General features: G+C 34.2%; 20 protein-coding genes and 1 pseudogene. 16 read left to right on the top strand and 5 right to left on the bottom strand.

Going from position 1 to position 20373, the window contains the following annotated elements:
- From BAU28_RS15155 to BAU28_RS15135, 4 genes are all read left to right on the top strand, one after another.
- Positions 1 to 270, top strand: coding sequence for a 2TM domain-containing protein (locus BAU28_RS15155; RefSeq protein WP_048373060.1), 270 nt, complete (start codon positions 1 to 3; stop codon positions 268 to 270).
- 580 nt (positions 271 to 850) lie between these two features.
- Positions 851 to 1690 (top strand): YitT family protein, encoded by an 840-nt coding sequence (locus BAU28_RS15145; protein WP_071718998.1) that lies wholly within the window; start codon positions 851 to 853, stop codon positions 1688 to 1690.
- Positions 1691 to 2129: 439 nt separating this feature from the next.
- A complete protein-coding gene (locus tag BAU28_RS15140; RefSeq protein ID WP_025148624.1) occupies positions 2130 to 2807 on the top strand; it encodes a response regulator transcription factor in 678 nt (225 codons plus the stop codon).
- 1 nt (position 2808) lies between these two features.
- Positions 2809 to 4185, top strand: a complete 1377-nt coding sequence (locus BAU28_RS15135) for a sensor histidine kinase (RefSeq protein WP_071718997.1) — start codon at positions 2809 to 2811, stop codon at positions 4183 to 4185.
- A 168-nt stretch (positions 4186 to 4353) separates the two neighbouring features.
- Here the strand turns inward: BAU28_RS15135 and BAU28_RS15130 are convergent, their stop codons facing one another.
- Positions 4354 to 5637 (bottom strand): MFS transporter, encoded by a 1284-nt coding sequence (locus tag BAU28_RS15130; protein WP_071718996.1) that lies wholly within the window; start codon positions 5635 to 5637, stop codon positions 4354 to 4356.
- Positions 5638 to 5706: 69 nt separating this feature from the next.
- A complete protein-coding gene (locus BAU28_RS15125) occupies positions 5707 to 6330 on the bottom strand; it encodes an ArsR/SmtB family transcription factor (RefSeq protein WP_071718995.1) in 624 nt (207 codons plus the stop codon).
- Positions 6331 to 6514: 184 nt separating this feature from the next.
- Between BAU28_RS15125 and BAU28_RS15120 the strand changes: the two genes are divergently transcribed.
- Positions 6515 to 7579, top strand: a complete 1065-nt coding sequence (locus BAU28_RS15120; RefSeq protein WP_071718994.1) for an ABC transporter permease — start codon at positions 6515 to 6517, stop codon at positions 7577 to 7579.
- Entirely contained in the window at positions 7579 to 8250 is a 672-nt protein-coding gene (locus BAU28_RS15115; protein ID WP_048373050.1) for an ABC transporter ATP-binding protein, read from the top strand. Before BAU28_RS15120 ends, BAU28_RS15115 begins: the two co-directional genes overlap by 1 nt.
- Before the next feature lie 85 nt (positions 8251 to 8335).
- Here BAU28_RS15115 and BAU28_RS15110 read toward each other — a convergent pair whose 3' ends face one another.
- Positions 8336 to 9454 (bottom strand): LPXTG cell wall anchor domain-containing protein, encoded by a 1119-nt coding sequence (locus BAU28_RS15110; RefSeq protein WP_071718993.1) that lies wholly within the window; start codon positions 9452 to 9454, stop codon positions 8336 to 8338.
- A 150-nt stretch (positions 9455 to 9604) separates the two neighbouring features.
- Positions 9605 to 10186, bottom strand: a complete 582-nt coding sequence (locus BAU28_RS15105; protein ID WP_071718992.1) for an AAA family ATPase — start codon at positions 10184 to 10186, stop codon at positions 9605 to 9607.
- 213 nt (positions 10187 to 10399) lie between these two features.
- Here BAU28_RS15105 and BAU28_RS15100 point away from each other — a divergent pair, with 213 nt between their 5' ends.
- The 6 genes from BAU28_RS15100 to BAU28_RS15070 all read left to right on the top strand — a co-directional run bounded on the left by BAU28_RS15100 (position 10400) and on the right by BAU28_RS15070 (position 15622).
- Positions 10400 to 11320, top strand: a complete 921-nt coding sequence (locus BAU28_RS15100; RefSeq protein WP_083594736.1) for a class I SAM-dependent methyltransferase — start codon at positions 10400 to 10402, stop codon at positions 11318 to 11320.
- Between the two features lie 268 nt (positions 11321 to 11588).
- Positions 11589 to 12584, top strand: a complete 996-nt coding sequence (gene cuyA / locus BAU28_RS15090) for a D-cysteate sulfo-lyase (RefSeq protein ID WP_071718990.1) — start codon at positions 11589 to 11591, stop codon at positions 12582 to 12584.
- A 132-nt stretch (positions 12585 to 12716) separates the two neighbouring features.
- On the top strand, positions 12717 to 13361 hold the full coding sequence (locus BAU28_RS15085; protein WP_048373038.1) for a class I SAM-dependent methyltransferase: 645 nt from the start codon (positions 12717 to 12719) through the stop codon (positions 13359 to 13361).
- A 299-nt stretch (positions 13362 to 13660) separates the two neighbouring features.
- The gene (locus BAU28_RS15080) at positions 13661 to 13876 is read left to right on the top strand and encodes a hypothetical protein (protein WP_025148613.1); all 216 of its coding nucleotides are present in this window, start codon (positions 13661 to 13663) and stop codon (positions 13874 to 13876) included.
- Positions 13877 to 14085: 209 nt separating this feature from the next.
- Positions 14086 to 14715 carry a LysE family translocator gene (locus BAU28_RS15075; protein ID WP_000274249.1) on the top strand — a complete coding sequence of 210 codons (630 nt, stop codon included), beginning with the start codon at positions 14086 to 14088 and terminating at the stop codon, positions 14713 to 14715.
- Between the two features lie 508 nt (positions 14716 to 15223).
- A complete protein-coding gene (locus BAU28_RS15070) occupies positions 15224 to 15622 on the top strand; it encodes a DUF1259 domain-containing protein (RefSeq protein WP_025148612.1) in 399 nt (132 codons plus the stop codon).
- A gap of 267 nt (positions 15623 to 15889) precedes the next feature.
- Here the strand turns inward: BAU28_RS15070 and BAU28_RS15065 are convergent, their stop codons facing one another.
- Positions 15890 to 16495, bottom strand: coding sequence for a hypothetical protein (locus BAU28_RS15065; protein WP_071718989.1), 606 nt, complete (start codon positions 16493 to 16495; stop codon positions 15890 to 15892).
- A gap of 526 nt (positions 16496 to 17021) precedes the next feature.
- On the opposite strand from BAU28_RS15065, the gene BAU28_RS15060 reads away from it, so the two are divergent.
- The 4 genes and pseudogenes from BAU28_RS15060 (at position 17022) to BAU28_RS15045 (ending at position 20330) form a co-directional block, all read left to right on the top strand.
- Complete coding sequence (locus tag BAU28_RS15060) at positions 17022 to 18500, top strand: DHA2 family efflux MFS transporter permease subunit (RefSeq protein WP_025148610.1); 1479 nt, start codon at positions 17022 to 17024, stop codon at positions 18498 to 18500.
- Between the two features lie 111 nt (positions 18501 to 18611).
- Positions 18612 to 18781 (top strand): annotated as a pseudogene (locus BAU28_RS29855) (YdhR family protein); the annotation flags it as partial.
- Between the two features lie 458 nt (positions 18782 to 19239).
- A complete protein-coding gene (locus tag BAU28_RS15050; RefSeq protein WP_002172612.1) occupies positions 19240 to 19659 on the top strand; it encodes a MarR family winged helix-turn-helix transcriptional regulator in 420 nt (139 codons plus the stop codon).
- A 320-nt stretch (positions 19660 to 19979) separates the two neighbouring features.
- The gene (locus tag BAU28_RS15045; RefSeq protein WP_071719015.1) at positions 19980 to 20330 is read left to right on the top strand and encodes a DoxX family protein; all 351 of its coding nucleotides are present in this window, start codon (positions 19980 to 19982) and stop codon (positions 20328 to 20330) included.
- Positions 20331 to 20373: the final 43 nt, after the last annotated feature.

Genomic DNA, 20373 nt, shown 5'->3' with positions numbered 1-20373 from the left:
GTGGAGCGAGATGAGATTTATTTACGAGCTAAAAAAAGGATGGAGAATTTAAAAGCGTTTTACATTCATTTAACGGTCTATATACTAGTTAATTTGATGCTTTTTTTAATAAATGTAAGCTCTGATTCAAGTGAATTATGGTTTTTATATCCACTTGGAGGTTGGGGGATCGGTCTCCTTATACACGGTTTGACAACTTTTCCATTTGGGATATTCGGAAAAGAGTGGGAAGAACGAAAGATTAAAGAATATATGGAGAAAGATAAGTAAATCTATTTCTGGAATTTATGAATATAAAATACAATAGCAAGTATCTTTTTGAACATAGCATGTTTATAAAAAATAAACTTAAATCTGCTGGAGAAGAATCCATTTTGATTAAACTTTATTTTGAATCTACATTAATAAGTGTGGGGAGACGGAAGGTAGAAGCCAATTAAGAGGATATCAGTTGGAATTAGTGAGGATAGTAATAGAAATCTACAAACTGAAATAGAAATCAATACTGAGGTATAAGCAGGTATAAAATTTCATATAAATCTCTGTGATCAAATGCTTGATGCGAAGTCTATTTCTATGGCTTCGCCTATTTGTTTTTTATTCGAAGTTTGTGCGAGTGAGTGTTCATATTCATTTTTTAGCGTGAATTGTATGTGAAATCAAAATTTTATTTGTAGTACATAATAAATAAAGTCGTTTTACTTTTTTAATTACATGTGAATATAGGATAAAGTTGATTTGTTATCTTATATTAAAATAAAAACAAACCACTGTTCGGTTTGAATATTCCACGATATAATGGTGAGAGTTTATGCCTGAATAAATATTTTTATAAGAAGTGAGGTACTGTATGAAAAAAAGAACCACAGACATTATTTTTATTATTATTGGTGCATTCCTTTTTGCGTTAGGTGTGAATTTGTTTGTTATCCCGAACGAGTTCGGTGAAGGAGGGGTAACGGGTATCACGATTATTACCTACTATTTATTTGAATGGTCACCAGGCTTAGTCAACTTAATTTTAAATGCGATTTTGTTAATAGTTGGCTACAAATTTTTGAATAAGGTAACAACAATTTATACGATTATTGCTGTAGTTACCAACTCGCTTTTTCTTCATCTGACAGAAGGCTGGAATATTGCTTCGAATGAAATGCTGGTAAATGCCATTTTTGGAGGGGTATTTATAGGATGCGGGATTGGTCTAATCATTCGTGTTGGCGGAACAACAGCGGGTACTACCATCTTAGCAAGGATGACGCATAAGTATTTAGGATGGAGCATTAGCTATGGTCTGTTGTTTTTCGATTTAATAGTTGCTTTTTCATCTTATTTCATCATTGGTGCAGAAAAGCTGATGCTGACAATTATTATGTTATATGTAGGAACAAAAGTGATGGAATTTGTAATCGAAGGTTTGAATCCGAAAAAGGCCATTACGATTATTTCTGATAAACCGAATGAAATTGCCGAACAGGTGACTACCTTAATGGACAGAGGGGTTACCGTATACTCAGGTCATGGTTATTACACAAAAACCCCGAAGGACATTCTTTATATTGTTATTAATAAGCAAGAAGTAATGAAGTTAAAACGGATTGTTCAATCTACTGATCCGAGTGCTTTCATCGCTATACACGATGTTCGTGATGTGTTTGGGGAAGGATTTGTTGATATTTCTAAGGCTTAATAAGAGGCTACTTAAAAAGAGTTAGAATTTGTTTATAAAAATATATCTTAATGCGAAAGTATGAGAATCTATTTTGATCAATCTTTTTTCAAAATAGATTCTTTTTATTTATCCCGCTATTTGCGGGCAGTAAGACTCCCACCTCAAAATTCGGCACATGTGAGGAAGTTAGGTAGGAGATTAACTGCCCGTAAAAGCCCGATTGTTGTGGGCTAATAATCAGAGGGGGATGGCCCCCCTCTGATTAAAGTTTTACTTTATCGTAAAATGTTTGCTTGTTGGGTAGTATTTATCAATCTTTATTCCAAAGCTACATTACCATACTAATCCAACTGTATTCCAAACAACCGTGTCATAGCATTTTGTTTTTCTTTTTCTTGCAAAAAGTCCAATTCTTTCTTAATGTAAGAATGTAGAAGGATGAACAAGAGAGGGTTTAATGAAAATGATACATATTTTATTAGCTGATGATGACAAACATATTAGAGAGTTATTACATTACCATGTACAAAAAGAGGGGTTTAAAGTTTTTGAGGCTGAAGATGGAAAGGTAGCACAGTCCATATTAGAGAAAGAAAATATTCACCTTGCGATAGTGGATATTATGATGCCGTTTATTGATGGCTATACGTTATGCGAAGAAATTCGAAAGTATCATGATATACCTGTTATTTTATTAACTGCAAAAGATCAGTTAGTTGATAAAGAAAAAGGATTCATTTCTGGTACTGACGATTATATTGTAAAACCATTTGAGCCAGCTGAAGTAATTTTCCGTATGAAAGCTTTATTGCGTCGTTATCAAATGCTTAGTGCCGACATTATTACATTGCACGGAACGACAATTGATCGAAAAGGATTTGAAGTGAAGTGTAACGGTCAGACGATTTTGCTTCCATTAAAGGAATTCGAATTATTATCGCAGCTTGCTAGTTATCCTGGAAGAACATTTTCGAGAGAAGAATTAATTGAGTTAGTGTGGGGAATGGACTTTGAAGGGGATGAACGGACAGTTGACGTTCATGTGAAACGACTTAGAGATCGTTTCTCAAAACGAACAGATGATTTTCAAATTAAAACAGTACGTGGACTCGGTTATAAGTTGGAGTTGAAATAAGATGAAATCACTGTATTCTAGATTTGTTTTTATGACAGTTGGCATTATGCTACTTAGTAGTATAATTGGCTTTTTATTAACGAATGTATATTATCAAGTGAAGTTAAAGCCTTATAATAGTGAAAAGATTTTAAAGTATGCTGAAGAAGTCAAATCATTATATGAAAAGCAAAGTGAAGAAAATAAAGAGGCATACTTACAATCTATTGCGAAATTAGGATATGAAATTTATATTGTAGATGATCAAAAGAATGGAAAGCGTATTGGGAATGCGTTTCGTAAGATAACTATTAGTGATGATACAGTTCATAAAGTATTGCAAGGTGAAACATTTAATGGCGTTTCCACATATCCAACCCGCTTGTTTATTACAGGGTTTTTCGATAATGAATTAATTAATAGTGTAGGTGTCCCATTAAAACATGGTGATAAACAGTATGCTCTATTCATCCGTCCTGACATTCAGCAACAATTTGGTGAGATGAGAATTTTTCTAGCGGTACTACTCGGTTTTATCGTTGTATTAAGTATCATTTTTATAGCGATTGCAGCAGGTTATATCGTTCGTCCAATTCGAACATTTACGAAAGCTACCAAAAAGATTGCAAGTGGTGAATATGATATCGAATTAGATGAAAATCGAAAAGATGAAATTGGTACGCTAGCAACTAATTTTCAAAAGATGACGAAAAGTATAAAAGAATTAGACCAAATGAGACAAGAGTTCGTTTCTAACGTTTCTCATGAATTCCAATCGCCACTTTCGTCGATACAAGGTTTTTCGAAAACGTTACAATCGGAGAATATGAGTGAAGATGAAAGAAAACGTTACTTGAAAATTATTGAGGGCGAAAGTAAGCGAATGTCTAATCTTTGTAAACAATTGCTGACGCTAGCTTCTTTAGATAAAGAAGAAAAGGTTCTACAAATAAAAGAATTCCATCTACAAAAGCAAATTAAAGACGTCATTTTTATGCTAGAATGGAAGTGGCGTGAGAAAGATATAGCCGTTGAATTTGACGTGCCGGACATCGTCATAAAAGGCGATGAAAACTTACTTCATCAAGTATGGAGCAATATTTTTACGAATAGCATTAAGTTTTCAAACGATGGTGGGACCGTTGAATTTGTTGTAGAAGAATTAGAATCTAGCGTAATGATCTCTATATCAGATAACGGAATCGGTATGGAAAAAGAAGAAATGGACCGTATATTTGATCGTTTTTATAAAGTAGATACAGCAAGAACGAGAAATATAGAAGGTAGTGGTTTAGGATTATCTATTGTACAGAAGATCGTTGAACTGCATAATGGAAAGGTTTCGGTATATAGTACGAAGGGGGAAGGGACGACTGTTCGGGTTGAGCTTCCTAAATAAATGAAAAGGAAGAGGCTGTTTTTGGAACTGCCTCTTCTTTTTTGTTGTCGTTTTTGTCGGTAAATCGGTATAATCGAAAAATCGCTGATATAAATTGAGTTACGGTCGATATATTTCAAAAATCGCCGATATAATTTCATTTCCTGATTAGATACTCTTTTCTTTTTGTTATAAAGCTGCATCCTTCGCACGTTCTTCCTTAAATCGAACCCCAAAAGTATCCGCTGTAATTTCATTAGCTTTCGGTAATGAACGTAATTTCGGATGAAGTAGCCATACTATAGAAATAAATAAAATACCGATGCTAGCGAGTGCGAAAATGAGTTGGCTACTATAGACATTTGCAGTATATCCACCAATTAAAGAACCAAACGGCATAGCGATTGTACCCATACTTCGCATGACTGAATTGATGCGTCCAAGATATTGATTTGGAGTTGCCATTTGACTAATCGTCGCAAATAACACGTTGATCGCACCAATTGGTATCCAAGCTAAGCCGAATAAAAAAATAGATAACCATTGAAACGGTACAATCGTAGAAAGAAACCAAAAGAAAGCGCCAGCCGCAAAGCTAATAATAGAGACACGGCCAACATTACGTTTACCAACCCATGAACTGAATAGTGCTCCAATTAAACTACCGGCTGATATAGCGGCTAAAAAGAAGCCGTATAATTTCACACCCCCTAAAGAATCAGCGAAAGAAGGGAGTATCGCCATCGTCATACCGATTGAAAAATTAGCGACAATGGAACCGATTAAGAATACTCTCATTAAAGAACGAAAGACGATTGAAAAGCCTTCTTTTAATTCAGAGAAATATTGCTTAACCGAAAATGATGTATTGTCTTCAGAAGAGAGGTCTGTATTGGTTTCTGCTTGTTTTGGTAATTTCAACGAGATAAATAAAAGCGCAGTAATCGCGAATGTGAAAGAATCGATCACATATAAAGTGATTGCGCCAAGTAGTGCTACTAATATTCCTGAAAGAGTCGTGCAAATTAAATCAATGCCTTGATAAGCAAACGAGAAGAGTGAATTTCCTTTTAATAATTGTGTTTTATTCAGTAGAAGAGGTAAAGCTTTTGACTGTGCGGGATAGGCGAATTGTTCGATAAAGGCTACGATTGGCATAATGATGAGTAGTAGTTGAACTGTTAGTAGATTGAAGTAGTGTGTAATAGGGATGATTAATATAAGAATGCATTGTAAAATTTGTGTCATTACGAGTGTGTTTTTTATCGACCATCTATCAACAAACGGCCCAGTAAGAAATTGTAATGCAGAAGGTAATAACGTAAGAAAACCAGCTAATCCAGAATAAAAAGGATTGCCACTAAGTTTATATACGAGCCACATCGCGGCTACATAATACAAACTATCTCCTATGTTTGTAAAAATTCTCCCTAAAAATAGTAAGAGGAAATTCCGGTTCTTTAATACGTCCACTTTATCTACTCCTTTATAATAAATTTATTCGGTAAAATAAAATTGACCGTTAGTATAAAAAAAATCGTATTACGATTTTTCTTCTTTTTTAACAAATCGCTGCATTGCTCGTTCGTCGATTTGTAGTGCAGTAGTAGAAATGTAATAAGATTTACTATTTGGATCTTTATCTGCACCTTTTGTGATTTCGTTTAATTCATACATTAATTCATGAAACTTTTTCACCCACACTTGAAATTGTTCTGGCGTGGCATCAAACTCCCAGCAGGATGAAACGTAATTCCACTCAGCTGGGTCTTCGCTTACTTTTCGTAATGTAAAAGCTTCTTCTGGTGCAGCGAGAATATGGCTTTTCGTTCTTTCTGTCATTTGTAAAAAGATTTGGCGACCTGATTCGCTTAATATTTCTAAATGAGGTAATAGGTCCGCGGCAGGGGTGAAGCCTCTAGCGACAGATTGATAAAACTTTTGAACGATGCCATTCTTTTCTTCTGTATAAACAATTTCTATAAAACCATTCTTTTCTAATTCTTTTAAATGATAATGGATTTTCGCCCTTGGAATGCCGAATTTCTCAGATAATAGTTGTCCTGTATAAGGACGTTCGCATAGACGCATCATCATTTCGACACGTAGTGGATCGCTTATTGCTTTTAGTTGGCTATAAGTAGTTAGTGTTAACATGGGCTTCAAAATGATCAACTCCTCAAATTAAATTACTCGGTCAATATTATTTGACTGAATTGTATCAAGGATTTTAGGTATTTTCAATACTTTCTGAAAATTTAATCTTTACTCTGTAATCTTCTGTTCATATTCCGTTCATATTTCTTTTTTATGATAGGTGCATAGAAAGAAAGAGGAAGGAGCGAGCGAAATGTTTTTAGCTCTGCGTGAATTAAAACAATCAAAATTAAGATACGGATTAATCGGACTCATTATGGTTTTATTATCATTTTTAGTCCTTGTCATTTCAGGATTAGCAAATGGATTATCATATGATAATGCTTCGTCCATTCAAAATATGGAGGCAAATAAATTTGTATTAGCGGATGATGCGGAAAATAAATTACTTCGTTCACAAATTAAGAAAGACGATGTAGATAACGTAGTAAATCAAGTAGGCGAGAAAGAGGCAGTTCCGTTTCGCGTGAAAGTTTCAACTTATGAAAAGAAAGATAGCTCGAAAAAAGTTGATGTCGCTATTTTCTCAAGTGAACGTGATTCATTTTTAGAACCGAAAATTGTAAAAGGTGAGAAATTAGGTACAGCAAATAACGAAATGGTTGCTGACGAATCAATTAAAGAAAAAGGAGTCGATATTGGGGATACAATTATCGATCCTGTTTCAAAGAAAGAATTTAAAATCGTTGGATTTACGAAAGATCAAATGTTTAGCCATACACCAGTCGTTTATGTAAATGAAGATGTATGGGGAAATATCGCACAACCAAACCAAAAAGATTATAGTGCAATTGCGCTTAATACAGATAAAGAAATTAAAAATGCACATGTTATCGACAAAAAAGAAGTATTACAAAGCATTCCAGGATTTAAAGAAGAGCAAGGAACATTAACGATGATCATTGCATTCTTACTTGTTATCGCTGCGCTACTAATCGGTGTATTCTTCTACGTAATTACACTACAAAAAACACAGCAATTAGGTGTATTAAAAGCAATCGGTACGAAAAACTCTTATTTAGCAAATAGCTTAGTCGTGCAGGCGTTATTCTTATCAGTTGTTGCGATGATTATTAGTATCGTCCTTGTACAAGGATTGGAACAAATCTTACCAGCGGGTATGCCGTTCTTATTAACAACACCGATGATTGCACAATATGCAGTAATCTTTATCGTAATTAGTATTTTAGGAACACTTATTTCGTTATACCAAGTATTAAAAGTTGATGCATTAGAAGCAATTGGAGGCGGGATGTAATGACTTCATTATTAAAATTAGACAAAGTAAGTAAAGTGTACGGAGAAGGGAATACTGAAGTAACAGCCCTTCATCCGATGTCGCTTGATGTGAAAGCTGGAGAGTTTATCGGAATCGTTGGTCCTTCTGGATCAGGAAAAAGTACATTATTATCAATCGCGGGTGCATTACTATCACCTTCAAAAGGGGATATTTACATTCGTGAGCAAAATATTACGAAGTTATCAGAAAAGGAAATGACAGACATTCGTTTGAAAAAAATCGGCTTCATTTTCCAATTCGCAAACCTTGTTCCATATTTAAATGTAAAAGAACAATTGCTTTACATTGCAAAGCTAAAAAAAGAAAGTAAACAAGAATCAGAAAAGCGCGCGGATCATTTATTAGCGGCATTTGGATTAGGAGAAAGAAAAAAACATTATCCAAATCAACTATCTGGTGGAGAAAAACAAAGGGTAGCAATCGCTCGTGCTTTCATGAACAACCCAGATTTAATATTAGCTGATGAACCAACTGCAAGCTTAGATTCAAAACGCGCACGTGAAGTCGTTGAAATGATGAAACGTGAAGTGAAAGAAAGCCAAAAAGCAGCAATTATGATTACGCATGATGAAAGAATGCTTGATGTATGTGATCGTATATTGACGCTTAGAGATGGACAGTTAATATAAAAGTTAATACAAAGAAAAAATGACAACCGTACATAAATGTGCGGTTGTCATTTTCATAGATTATTTTAAAATAGTTATAATTGCTTTATTTTGAGAAAAACATTTTAATTTTATTGCGTGTTAATAATAAAAGTCCACCAATGATGGATAACATTCCTAGTGGCACGTTACTTGATTGTTCACTACCAGCTTTAGGAAGTTCTCTAGTGTTATTGTTTGCATTTGTAGTACCAGTATTTGTCTCTGTTTGTTTCGATTGTGATACTTCATTAATTTTGTTATCTACATTTTGCTTCGTTGTATGTAACTCAGCTAATTTGTCGTCAATTTTTTTCTCAGTATGTTTAAAATCGTTTATTTTGATATCTAAGTCTTGTTTTTTCTGTGTTAAATCATCTGAAACAGTTTGTTTTGATTGCTTAATTTCGTTCAATTTATTTATTAAGTTCTGTCTAGCCTCTTGTAACTCAGCTAGTTTATTTTTTACATCTTGTTTAGCTAGTTCTAAGTTAGATGAAAGACTATCTAAATTTTGTTTAATTTTCTTAAGTTCCTCTAACGTGTTACCAGTATTCGGCTTATTTTCTTTTAGCTCAGCAAGTTTCTCCTCAGCAGTTTGTTTCGCTTTCTTTAACTCAGCTAATTTTTCATCTACCTGTTTTTTTACTTCCTTAAGTTCATTAACCTTCTGATCGATGTTCTCTTTATGCTGCTTAATTTCATTCACTTTTTCATCGACTGTTTGTTTATGATCTTTAAGTTCATTAACCTTGTCATCGATATTTTGCTTATGCTCTTTAATTTCAGCAACTTTGTCATCTACTTGTTTTTTATGCTCTTTAATTTCAGCGATTTTCTCATCGGCGATTTGTTTGTCTTGCTGAAGTTTTGCATCTAACTCTTGTTTATGTTGTTTAATTTCGCCGATTTTTTCATCAGCAACTTGTTTATGCTGCTTAATTTCGTTTACTTTTTCATCAGCATTTTTCTTAACTTGGTTAAGTTCATTTAACGTTTGATCCACATTTTCTTTGTGTTGCTGAAGTTTTGCATCTAACTCTTGTCTATGTTGCTTAATTTCAGCTAATCGATCTCCAGTACTTTGCTGAGCAGTAGTATCATTTACTTCCGCATGAGCTGAGTTAGAGCCAGCAATCATTGCTAAAGCTAGTGTAGACGCAGCAATCGTTTGTTTTGTTTTCATATTTTTGTACCTCTTTTCTTTCATATGCGTGAGCTTTTTTGTGTAAACTTGAGCATATAGAAGTAGATTATTTTATCATTATATACCATGTGCGACGCCAAGAGGAAGTATTTGCATAATAATCTATGATTATCTAATTTTTTAAATCTATTATTTTGAGGGAGGGGACAAATCTTCAGCAAGATGAACAATTTCTTCTATAGTAGAGTTTACATCCTTACTATTGCGAATAACAAACAAATAATCGGCTTCATTTTCAACAGGATCTACTACATCCTCATGCAGTGATTCATCCTGTTGACGATTAAGCACTTCTTTGAAACTGGAATAGTTACCTCTAAAAATATTTGTATTTCGTTTGCTTCGATTCACTCTTTCATAAAGTACATCATCTGGAATAGCAAAATGAATTAATATGCGCACATAATCTTCTTTCCTAAACAATTCATTCAGCAAATACATTCTTCCATTTCGGCTTCTATTTGAGTTGCAAATAATAAGGTGTAAATTTGTATACTCTTTTGCATAATCAACAATGAATTTTGAAAGACCATGCTTCAATGTATTCGGTCCTTCTATTGGCTGCAATTTTTCATAATATGAGTTAATAAATTCAGCTTGGTTGTCTTGATCCATAACGAAAGAGTTAGGTAACTCTTTTTCTAGTTCTCTTGCAAATGTAGTTTTCCCGCTGTGTGTTTTTCCTACTGTAATAATGACTAATCTTTTCATAATGGCCTCCATTTATATTGTTATAAGCAGGAATATTCTGTGTAGGATGAAATCTTCCTGCTAGAGAATATGCAAATTGTTGGAGTGGTGGCGGGCTGAAAACTTGACAAAAAAACTTATTTACGCTATAATTTACCAATATAAAAATAAGGTGTATAATAGGGTTCTCCTGGCCAGGGGAACCCTATTTTTGTTGTGAAAATGAAGGAGTGTATGTGTGTGAAAAAAGGTGAAGCAAGTATAACGTCGTTAGTATCAGCTTTCGGAAGGGCGTATCATAGTGAGTTTGATACCCCTAAAATTTTTGATGATTATGTAGCTAAAGATTTCATTTCAAAAAAAGAACGTAAGGATATTGAAATGAACATGGTTCAAGGGATACATTTTTTCAACAAAGACATTGCAGAGCGGTTTCAAGACAATCCGAAAGAAATATTAAAATGGATTACACAAGTTCAGTTGTCACCAACACCTTTGGCACGTGCGGCATATTGTGAAAGAGTACTGTTACATGAAGTTACACTAGGAGCAAAACAATACGTCATACTTGGTGCAGGGCTGGACACTTTCAGTTTCAGACACCGAGAATTAGAAAACAGTATTGAAATATTTGAAGTGGATCATCCTTCTACGCAGGAGTTTAAGAAGCAAAGAGTGAAAGAAGCAGAACTTGAAGTTCCAAATAATCTTCATTTTGTTTCGATGGATTTCACTAAGGGCTGCTCTAAGCAAGAATTAGTAAATGAAGGATTTGAAAATAAGAAGACTTTCTTTAGTCTTTTAGGTGTTACTTATTACTTAACGAAAGAGGAACTTTCTAGTTTAATAGACTGTTTATTTGCGATGGTTCCAGCAGGGAGTTCTATCGTTTTCGATTACCCTGATGAAAACTTATTTACGGAAAAAGGGTTGTCCAATCGAGTTGAAAACATGGTGAAAATGGCAGAGGTAGGCGGAGAGCCGATGAAATCATGTTTTTCTTACGGAGAAATGGAAGCACTGTTAGAGAAATCGGGCTTACTCATTTATGAGCACTTATCACCAGAGGACATTAATAAATTATATTTTGAGGGACGAAACGATTATTTAGAAGCTTTTGAGACGGTGCATTATGTTCATGCGGTGAAGAGGTAGAAAACTAAGTAGGCATGGAGAGAAATCTCTATGTCTCTTTTTGATTGATGAGAAATTGGTTTCTGTTTGTTGTTTATTGTCGATAAATCGATATGTTAAGAAAATCGTTGATATATTTCGAGTTACGAACGATATATTGAGAAAATCGTTGATATATTTCAAGCTACGAACGATATATTTTTAAACAGGAAAGGTGACTTCATCATTTTTCCATGTAATAATAGTATGGTTACATTTACTGTGAAAGAGTATAAAAGGAGCGTTATTGATGAATTTAGCTAAATTCCCGAGAAAAAAATATACAGAATCATATACACCAATTGAAAAGTTAAACAATTTTTCTGAAGCACTTGGTGGACCGACTATTTATTTTAAACGAGATGATTTACTTGGTTTAACAGCAGGCGGTAATAAGACGAGAAAGTTAGAATTTTTAGTTGCGGATGCACAGGAAAAAGGTGCAGATACGTTAATTACAGCAGGTGGCATCCAGTCAAACCATTGCCGTCTAACACTTGCAGCTGCGGTAAAAGAAAAAATGAAATGTATCCTTGTATTAGAAGAAGGGCTTGAGCCAGAAGAAAAGCCAGACTTTAACGGAAACTATTTTTTATATCACTTATTAGGTGCTGAAAACGTAATTGTTGTACCGAGCGGAACAGACCTTATGGAAGAAATGCATAAAGTAGCGAAAGAAGTAAGTGAAAAAGGGAATACACCGTACGTAATTCCAGTTGGTGGATCAAATCCTACTGGCGCAATGGGGTACATTGCTTGTGCGCAAGAAATTATGGCGCAATCATTTGAGCAAGGAATTGATTTCAGTTCAGTTGTTTGTGTAAGTGGTAGCGCTGGTATGCATGCAGGTTTAATTACTGGTTTTTCTGGAACACAAAGTAAAATACCTGTAATCGGGATAAATGTAAGTAGAGGAAAAGCGGAACAAGAAGAGAAAGTAGCAAAACTTGTAGACGAAACTTCAGCTCACGTTGGTATTCCAAACTTTATTCCGCGCGAAGCAGTTACATGCTTTGATGAATATGTAGGACCAGGTTACGCTTTACCAACGCCAGAAATGGTTGAAGCCGTACAGTTGCTCGCGAAAACAGAAGGTATTTTACTTGATCCAGTTTATACAGGTAAAGCAGTAGCGGGACTAATCGACTTAATTAGAAAAGGTAAATTTAATAAAGAGGACAACATTTTATTCGTACATTCAGGTGGTTCACCAGCTTTATATGCGAATACGTCTCTATTTGCGTAAGTGTGAAAAAGCATTGGATATCCAATGCTTTTTGTTTTGAATTAATGTTGAAATTTGATACAATTTCGTGAATATGCGATGATTTTTCAACATTCAACGGTAAACAACGATATATTTGAAGGAGATTGATGTATGACAGAATTTTGGGAAGCAAGTTTTATAGAAAATCAAATGATGTGGGGATTTGAAGCTTCAGATTCCGCAATTTTGACGAAGGACTTTTTCCTTGAAAAGAAAGTGAAGGATATATTGATTCCTGGTATTGGATATGGCAGAAATGCAAAAGTTTTTATTGATAACGGAATACATGTAACAGGTATTGAAATTTCAAAAACGGCGATTGAATTGGCAAGACAAAATGAGCTTAATGCTGATTTCTTCCATGGTTCAGTTACGGATATGCCTTTTGATAACAAACTGTATGACGGTATATTTTGTTATGCACTTATTCATTTATTGAATAAGGATGAGAGAGAGAAGTTTATTCAAGATTGCTATAGTCAACTAAAACCAAACGGATATATGATTTTTACTACTATTTCAAAAGATGCCCCAATGTTTGGGAAGGGTAAACAACTGGGGAAAGACTACTTCGAGATAATGGAAGGGGTAAAAATGTATTTCTATGATATTGACTCGGTAAAACAAGACTTTGGAAAATATGGACTGATAGAAACTACGGAAATTGTTGAGCCGCATAAAAATATGGAAAGTAAACCTCCATTTAAATTTATAATGATCAAATGTCAAAAAACACCTCTTGAATTCGCATACTAAGTATGCGAATTCAAGAGGTGTTTTTCGTTAGAAGACAAGAGCTCATTACCCAGAAGAAACAAAGTGGAAAGAGATTGAGATGAAAAGAATAGTTATTCAAACCATTCCAGTATGAGACGATTGGAATTAAAATAATCAATAAAATTGACAATGAATATCATTTTCACTTACTATAGAATCGTCACATTTAATTAGACATGACTTTTTTATTAATGTAATAGATTTCTATTAAGATGTCACTTTCAAGGACTATCACTAAATCTTTTAAGAATTTAAACGTAAGAAAGGGTAAAATAAAAATGAACTGGAAAAAAGGCGGATTATGGATTATTATTTTTTTCATTGTAAAAGGTACGATTTCTACACTTTTAATTGTTACAGGTGCTAAATATTTTGATTTATCATTTATGCAATTTTTAGTACTAATAATGATTTTATTACTGATTTCTCTAACAGGTCGAAAATTCCTTTATAGACATAAACAAAACAAAAAACAAAAAGAGATAGATATATAATGATGCCCCAGAGACCTTTGGATTTCTGGGGTTTTACTTATTCAATAGTGAGTTTTGGGTCCGCAATACGAATGATATGCTCCATCAGTATTATTGGTTGTAAATCAAAAAGTCACTGATTTTATTGAATAAATAGAAAACACTTTTCTTTTTCTTTTATTTAATTTAATATCAATAAGGGCACCAAAAAAATAGATAGAGGTGCTAGAATGTACGGTATTATTAATTATGAAGTGTTTTTACTAACAGGGATTTTATTAAATCTAATTCCTGGCGCAGACACCATGTATATTGTGGGGAGAAGTATTTCACAAGGTAGAAAAGCAGGTGTGTATTCTGTTTTTGGTATTATTACTGGTTCTTTAGTTCATACGTTATTGGTTGCTTTTGGTTTATCTATTATACTTACAAAATCCATTGTGTTATTTAACACCATTAAGGTTATAGGTGTTATCTATCTTGTATATTTAGGGATTAAAATGATACTTGATAAGACAAATGTAGCTTTCCAAGCCTCATCCAATAAATTGAACATTAGAAAGATATATTTACAAGGACTCTTAACAAGTCTTACGAATCCAAAAGTCTCTTTATTCTTTATTGCGTTTCTTCCGCAATTTATAGATACAAAGGCTTCAGGTCCTATGCCTTTTATCATTTTAGGAATTACTTTTACAGTAACTGGACTATTGTGGTGTTTATTTGTTGCTTATTTCTCTTCATATGTCACAAAAAAATTAAGAGGAAATCAAAAGGTAGGAATGATTCTAAATAAAGTAACAGGAATGATTTTTATTGGTATGGGGTTAAAGTTGCTTCAAACGAAGGCTCCTCAATAAACCTGAATAATATAAAAATGCCCCCTTTCAAGAGATGTTATCTTTGATTTAAGCTAATTTCTATATACTAAAAAGCCCCTTCAAATTTGAAGGGGCTTTTGCTTGTTATTTTGGTTTATCTAAAAATTTATTTCATAGTTCATGATCTATGTGCCCTCCAATGATAAGGTCAAATCTTTTCAGTATTACATTTAGAAAACAAGAATAGAGGAATCTAGTTATACCAACTACATGCAGTCTAAGACATTTTTTAACTGAACATTTGGGGAAGAATGTGTTTCTTAACTTAATAGCGATGGAGTAGCACCCCATACCCATCAAGCTAAAAAGGAAAAACATCTCATAACAAAAAATTCTGCATCATTTAAACTCCGGTAACAATTCATATGATCAAGAATGATTGAGCTAATAGATTTTGTTAGATTGCCATCATCTTTTTTGTAACAGAATAGATTCATTACCGTTTCAGACCTATGTATGAATTCATAACCTAACAGTAAAAGGGGGGATGATTAAAGGTATGGCGATTAATGAGGAATCAATTTGTCAACAGTTTGCAAGAATTATCGGTGGCCAAAAAGGATTCGCCGGTGGAAAATGCGTGGCAACAATAAATCGGGATGAAATACAAGCAACAATCTTAGGAAAACGTTTTAGAGTAACAACTTCCTTCTCATTCGAATCAAGAGATAATAAAACTGGACGGGCATTATGTCTAGGCCGGGTAGCGCTCTTACAAAAGGAAGTTACTGAATTTGTTGCTACAATTATTAAACAAGGAATAATAGTTTCGTCTATACACAATGAGTGGTTATGTGATGATCCAAATTTGATTTACGTTAATATCGAAGACGTTGATGATCCACTAAGTTTCGCAAGGAAAGTTAGAAGAGCTTTATGCAATTAACAAGTATCTTTCGTTAAATGAGTGAAGTATGTTGATTAGAATATTTCAGATTGTTGAATGGCTTTATGCAGTGAAAGAAGACGTTCCATATTTGGAATGTCTTTTCTTGATGCTTTTATAATTTGAAAGACGAGGGAACGAACTTGGAGGGAGTATGGGAAGCATACAATAAATACATTGAGGGGGCATGTTTGAGAAGATTAAATCAATGGAAAAGGAAATGTTTTTTTATTCTGGGCTATGGACCTATCCGCCTGTTCTAATTAACTAAAAAAAGAACTTTCCCATACCGATTAGACTACTAAGCATTCCGATTCCATTCATGGTGCCTTTTCCTACTGTCAGTAAGTTTCCAAGCATTCCGGGCTGACCGTTACCTCCGTTATTCCCCCATCCCATGGGACTTACCTGTCCTCCCCATCCTGGAGGATTTCCAAAAATACCCCAGTTATTATTGGTATTAAAATTAAAAGCTTTGGCTGGTGGCGATAGTAAAGCGGCAAGATGACCTTGTGCGAACATCCCTGTAGGATTGAATGGTTGGGCCCAAGGAAAGGGAGGTTTTTGAAAATTAAAACCTGCATGGCCTGGTAATGGAGTCCAATTAGCAGGATGCCCTTGGGGCATCATCCCTGCATAATGAATTGGCTGACCTAAAGAGAAGGGAGGAGGCTGGGGATTGAAACCCGTATAATTGGTTGGTGAATCCCAACCAAATGGATAGACTCGATAACTCCAATCCTCAGGAATCTTCAGACCATTCATTCCCTCAGCTTTAGTTATTTGGGGTTGTAAATATAATGCTGACGTTGAAATTTGGTTACTATATTGCTCCCCGTTTCCCTGTGAATTCAAATACCAATATTGGCTCATAAGCTTATTCCCCTCACTTTAAAAATGTAATGTTAGACTTAGCCTATGTAAAATTCCTTTTTATGGATGGTTACATAACTAGATTTACAAGCCCGTATTTAAAGGAATGGGTGTGTGGTCTTGTTGATTTATCCCGCTATTTGCGGGCAGTAAGACACCTCCACCTCAAAATTCAGCGAAAGCAAAGCAGCTAGATGGGGGGCTGCCTGTAAAACTCCCACTAATTAAAGTTTCACTTTATTTTAGAAGGGTATGTTCAGTTGCTCCTTTTATTTATTTCAGCCTAATTTAATTTTGGTTAACAAACGTGTTTAAATATTCATTCAAAATCTTATTTAAATGTTTATAAAGGTTTAATCAATAAAAAAAGATATTAAAATGTTATGTTGAGCAAGTAGAATTGCTAAAAAGAGAATATCCATTCGAAGAGTTTGGCAAAATACTGCAAGGACAATGTATTCTTGTGCAGATATGCAAACGATTTAAACTAATCAATGGAATTTATAATGAAGGGGCAAATGAATATATGAGTGAAACATTACATAAAAGAAAACCACCATATTTAATGCTTGTAATCCTTTTTATTGGGGCATTTGTTTCATTTCTAAATAACTCGCTTTTAAATGTAGCCTTGCCATCAATAATGAAGGATTTAGACATTAAAGATTATTCAACGATCCAGTGGCTTTCTACAGGGTATATGCTTGTAAGTGGTATATTAATTCCAGCATCAGCATTTTTAATAACCCGCTTCTCCAATAGGAGCTTATTTATTACATCTATGGTGATTTTTATTCTTGGTACGGCCTTAGCGGCTTTAGCACCGAACTTTGGTTTATTACTTACTGGCCGGATGGTCCAAGCAGCAGGTTCTTCAGTCATGGGGCCTTTGTTAATGAATATTATGCTAGTAAGCTTTCCAAGAGAAAAAAGGGGAACAGCAATGGGGATTTTTGGATTAGTTATGATTACAGCTCCAGCAATTGGACCGACACTATCGGGTTATATTGTAGAGTATTATGACTGGCGTTTGCTTTTTGAAATGATTTTACCGTTAGCAATCATTAGCTTACTGTTAGGGATTTGGAAATCGGAGAATGTCATGAAACAAAACAAAAATGCAAAACTTGATTATCTCTCATTACTATTATCTTCTGTCGGTTTTGGCGGTTTGTTATATGGATTCAGTTCTGCAAGCTCCGATGGTTGGACGAATAAAGTTGTCTTAACAACCTTAATCATAGGCGCTATTGCCCTAATTACTTTCATTATCCGTCAATTAAAAATGAATGAACCGTTATTGGATTTACGTGTTTACAAGTACCCAATGTTTGCACTTGCGTCTGTAATTGCAATTGTCAACGCAGTGGCCATGTTTTCGGGTATGATTTTAACACCAGCTTATGTACAAAACGTCCGCGGCATTTCGCCGCTGAGCTCTGGGCTGATGATGCTTCCAGGTGCGGTAATAATGGGGGTTATGTCACCAATTACAGGTAAACTATTTGATAAATATGGCCCTCGGATTCTTGGTATAGTAGGACTTTCCATTACAGCTGTTTCAACTTATATGCTGGCAAACCTGCAAATCGACTCTAGTCACATACATATTATTCTTATTTACACACTGCGGATGTTTGGGATGGCGATGGTGATGATGCCACTTATGACAAATGGTCTTAATCAATTACCAACTCGCTTAAATCCGCACGGTACAGCTGTTAATAATACAGCTCAACAAGTGTCCGGTTCAATTGGTACTGCTATTCTTGTTACGATTATGAATTCTGTAACAAAAACAAAAGCTGAAAGTCTAATAGCTAATGTAGATCCAACAACCTTCACTGAAACTACGAAGGCAATATTAACTCAGAAGGCTTTATTATCCGGAATTCAATATTCATTCTATGTAGCGCTTGGCATGAATGTTGTTGCACTACTATTAGTTTTTTTCGTTAAACGTGTAGATACAAGCGCGGAAGCTGTCGAGAGGTTAAATCGGTAGAGCAAAATAAAACTTTAGATAATGATGCCTACAAGTTTTTTTGCTGATTAGTTAGATAAGGAAGCTTTTATCTGGGCGTTATCAAATCAAAGAAACTTCCAGTGAAATCCACATTGGAAAATATGGACAGAGAATCAAGAAACAAAAGAAGCTGGAGGCATCTATGTATTTGAAGAAAAATAAGCGAAAATGCACAAGAACAGACTTCAAGCATCTGGTGTTAAAGAATTTTTAATACCAATGAAAAGCTAACTCAATTGAATCGTGGCTATGTTACATAATAAGGGATACGCAATCCGGGCAGTCATAAAAAGAGGGGGATTATTGCCCTCTTTTTTAAAATTCTAATTTGGTGTAACTAATAAAGCTATTAGGAGCAATAGCAATAGCACATATTGAATTAGCTTTAAATGGAATCTAATTTTAAGGCAATCTAGCTAAGCCGATAATTAAAAGAATTTGAATTTAGTTAACGTCGTACTTAGAGTAGCACGCCATACAGAACAAGAACGCTACAATAAATGAAGAAATATCACTGGAGGAATTTATCAAATTAGATATTTCTTCTATAATGTATGGAATGAATTTTGCCGTAGAAAAATAATAGGTAATTCATTTGACAATTAAAATGACCTACTTTAATATATATGCCATAGCATATAATTAGTAAAACAAGCAAATTCACTGTGAATAATTGATATGTTATACCCTTTTATATCTTAATTTATCGAGGTGATATATGAATTTACATGATTTAATAGGCTATCTTGTTCATCGTACTGATGTGAAAATGTCCAATTATTTTACCAAGAGATTAAAGCCTTATGGAGTTACACCAGAGCAGTGGGGGATTATTAGTGTACTTTGTAGCCAAAGGGGGACTACTCAAAAAGAGTTAGCAGAAGCTATTGATAAAGATCAAACTACTGTCGTAAGAATGATACAGTCAATGGAGAGAAAAGGGATTGTAAAGAAGGCTTTGAATGACCAAGATAGACGTTCACACAACCTTTTTTTAACTGAAAAAGGTGACGAGTTAAAGAAAACAATCTTGCCTGTAGTGAAAGACGCTCACCATTTGGTTACGAGTAATTTGAGTGAAGAAGAGATCAAATTATTACAATCATTATTAAACAAATTGTATGATACACGCTATTAATACTTGTTCCTTATTGATGCTATGTTATTTATAAGGAACAAACTCCGTTTTATATATGCTATAGCATATAATTTTGTTTGAAGGAATGGGTAGATAGCTTTATTTTGTATGATATGTGATTTAAGATCAATTTTTTGTCTAGTACTAGTCAAATTTCTATATTATATATGCTATAGCATATAATTTTTATCCCTTTAATATTGGAAAGGGGAATTTAAATTGAATCAACCTCAATAAGGTTAATCTCAGGAAATAGGGTAAAGGCAGTGGCTTCTATCTGAACAATACTGAGTTTTTATCAAATAAATAAGAAAGATGTGATTACTATTTTAATATTAATTAATATTGTAAAAGTTGTGTTGTTTCTGTTCTTTTTAATGACAGGTACGAAAATTATATCTGGGAAAATGGCAGATGAGTTCAAACGATTTGGTTTACCTTCGTTTTTTAATTTCTTAACTGGGGCTTTTGAGATTGTAGGAGCAATTGGAATGTTGATAGGAATTTGGTTCCCAATAGCAGCTTTATTGGCAGGGTTTTTGTTAGGCGGTACGATGCTTGCAGCTGCCTTAACTCTTATTGTATTAGCGAGAGATCCCTTTAAGAAAGCGATACCTGCGCTTGTTTTATTTGCCCTTAGTTTAGGGATAAGTTTGTATCATATTTTTTAAACACAGCCTAAAGCCGTTAAACTATATGCGTTCAAGTTGCTAT

The sequence above is a fragment of the Bacillus paramycoides genome, assembly GCF_001884235.1.
Classification (GTDB): Bacteria; Bacillota; Bacilli; order Bacillales; family Bacillaceae_G; genus Bacillus_A; species Bacillus_A paramycoides.
Note: the sequence above shows the minus strand (reverse complement) of the source record. Positions and strands in the feature narration are given on the sequence as shown.

Excerpts from the sequence above, each read along its gene's own strand:
- BAU28_RS15065 (WP_071718989.1), bottom strand. The coding sequence starts at position 16,495 with ATGAGCCAATATTGGTATTTGAATTCACAGGGAAACGGGGAGCAATAT.
- cuyA (WP_071718990.1), top strand. The coding sequence starts at position 11,589 with ATGAATTTAGCTAAATTCCCGAGAAAAAAATATACAGAATCATATACA.
- BAU28_RS15075 (WP_000274249.1), top strand. The coding sequence starts at position 14,086 with ATGTACGGTATTATTAATTATGAAGTGTTTTTACTAACAGGGATTTTA.
- BAU28_RS15100 (WP_083594736.1), top strand. The coding sequence starts at position 10,400 with ATGTGTGTGAAAAAAGGTGAAGCAAGTATAACGTCGTTAGTATCAGCT.
- BAU28_RS15145 (WP_071718998.1), top strand. The coding sequence starts at position 851 with ATGAAAAAAAGAACCACAGACATTATTTTTATTATTATTGGTGCATTC.
- BAU28_RS15115 (WP_048373050.1), top strand. The coding sequence starts at position 7,579 with ATGACTTCATTATTAAAATTAGACAAAGTAAGTAAAGTGTACGGAGAA.
- BAU28_RS15050 (WP_002172612.1), top strand. The coding sequence starts at position 19,240 with ATGAATTTACATGATTTAATAGGCTATCTTGTTCATCGTACTGATGTG.
- BAU28_RS15135 (WP_071718997.1), top strand. The coding sequence starts at position 2,809 with ATGAAATCACTGTATTCTAGATTTGTTTTTATGACAGTTGGCATTATG.
- BAU28_RS15140 (WP_025148624.1), top strand. The coding sequence starts at position 2,130 with ATGAAAATGATACATATTTTATTAGCTGATGATGACAAACATATTAGA.
- BAU28_RS15085 (WP_048373038.1), top strand. The coding sequence starts at position 12,717 with ATGACAGAATTTTGGGAAGCAAGTTTTATAGAAAATCAAATGATGTGG.
- BAU28_RS15110 (WP_071718993.1), bottom strand. The coding sequence starts at position 9,454 with ATGAAAACAAAACAAACGATTGCTGCGTCTACACTAGCTTTAGCAATG.
- BAU28_RS15105 (WP_071718992.1), bottom strand. The coding sequence starts at position 10,186 with ATGAAAAGATTAGTCATTATTACAGTAGGAAAAACACACAGCGGGAAA.
- BAU28_RS15060 (WP_025148610.1), top strand. The coding sequence starts at position 17,022 with ATGAGTGAAACATTACATAAAAGAAAACCACCATATTTAATGCTTGTA.
- BAU28_RS15070 (WP_025148612.1), top strand. The coding sequence starts at position 15,224 with ATGATTAAAGGTATGGCGATTAATGAGGAATCAATTTGTCAACAGTTT.
- BAU28_RS15080 (WP_025148613.1), top strand. The coding sequence starts at position 13,661 with ATGAACTGGAAAAAAGGCGGATTATGGATTATTATTTTTTTCATTGTA.
- BAU28_RS15120 (WP_071718994.1), top strand. The coding sequence starts at position 6,515 with ATGTTTTTAGCTCTGCGTGAATTAAAACAATCAAAATTAAGATACGGA.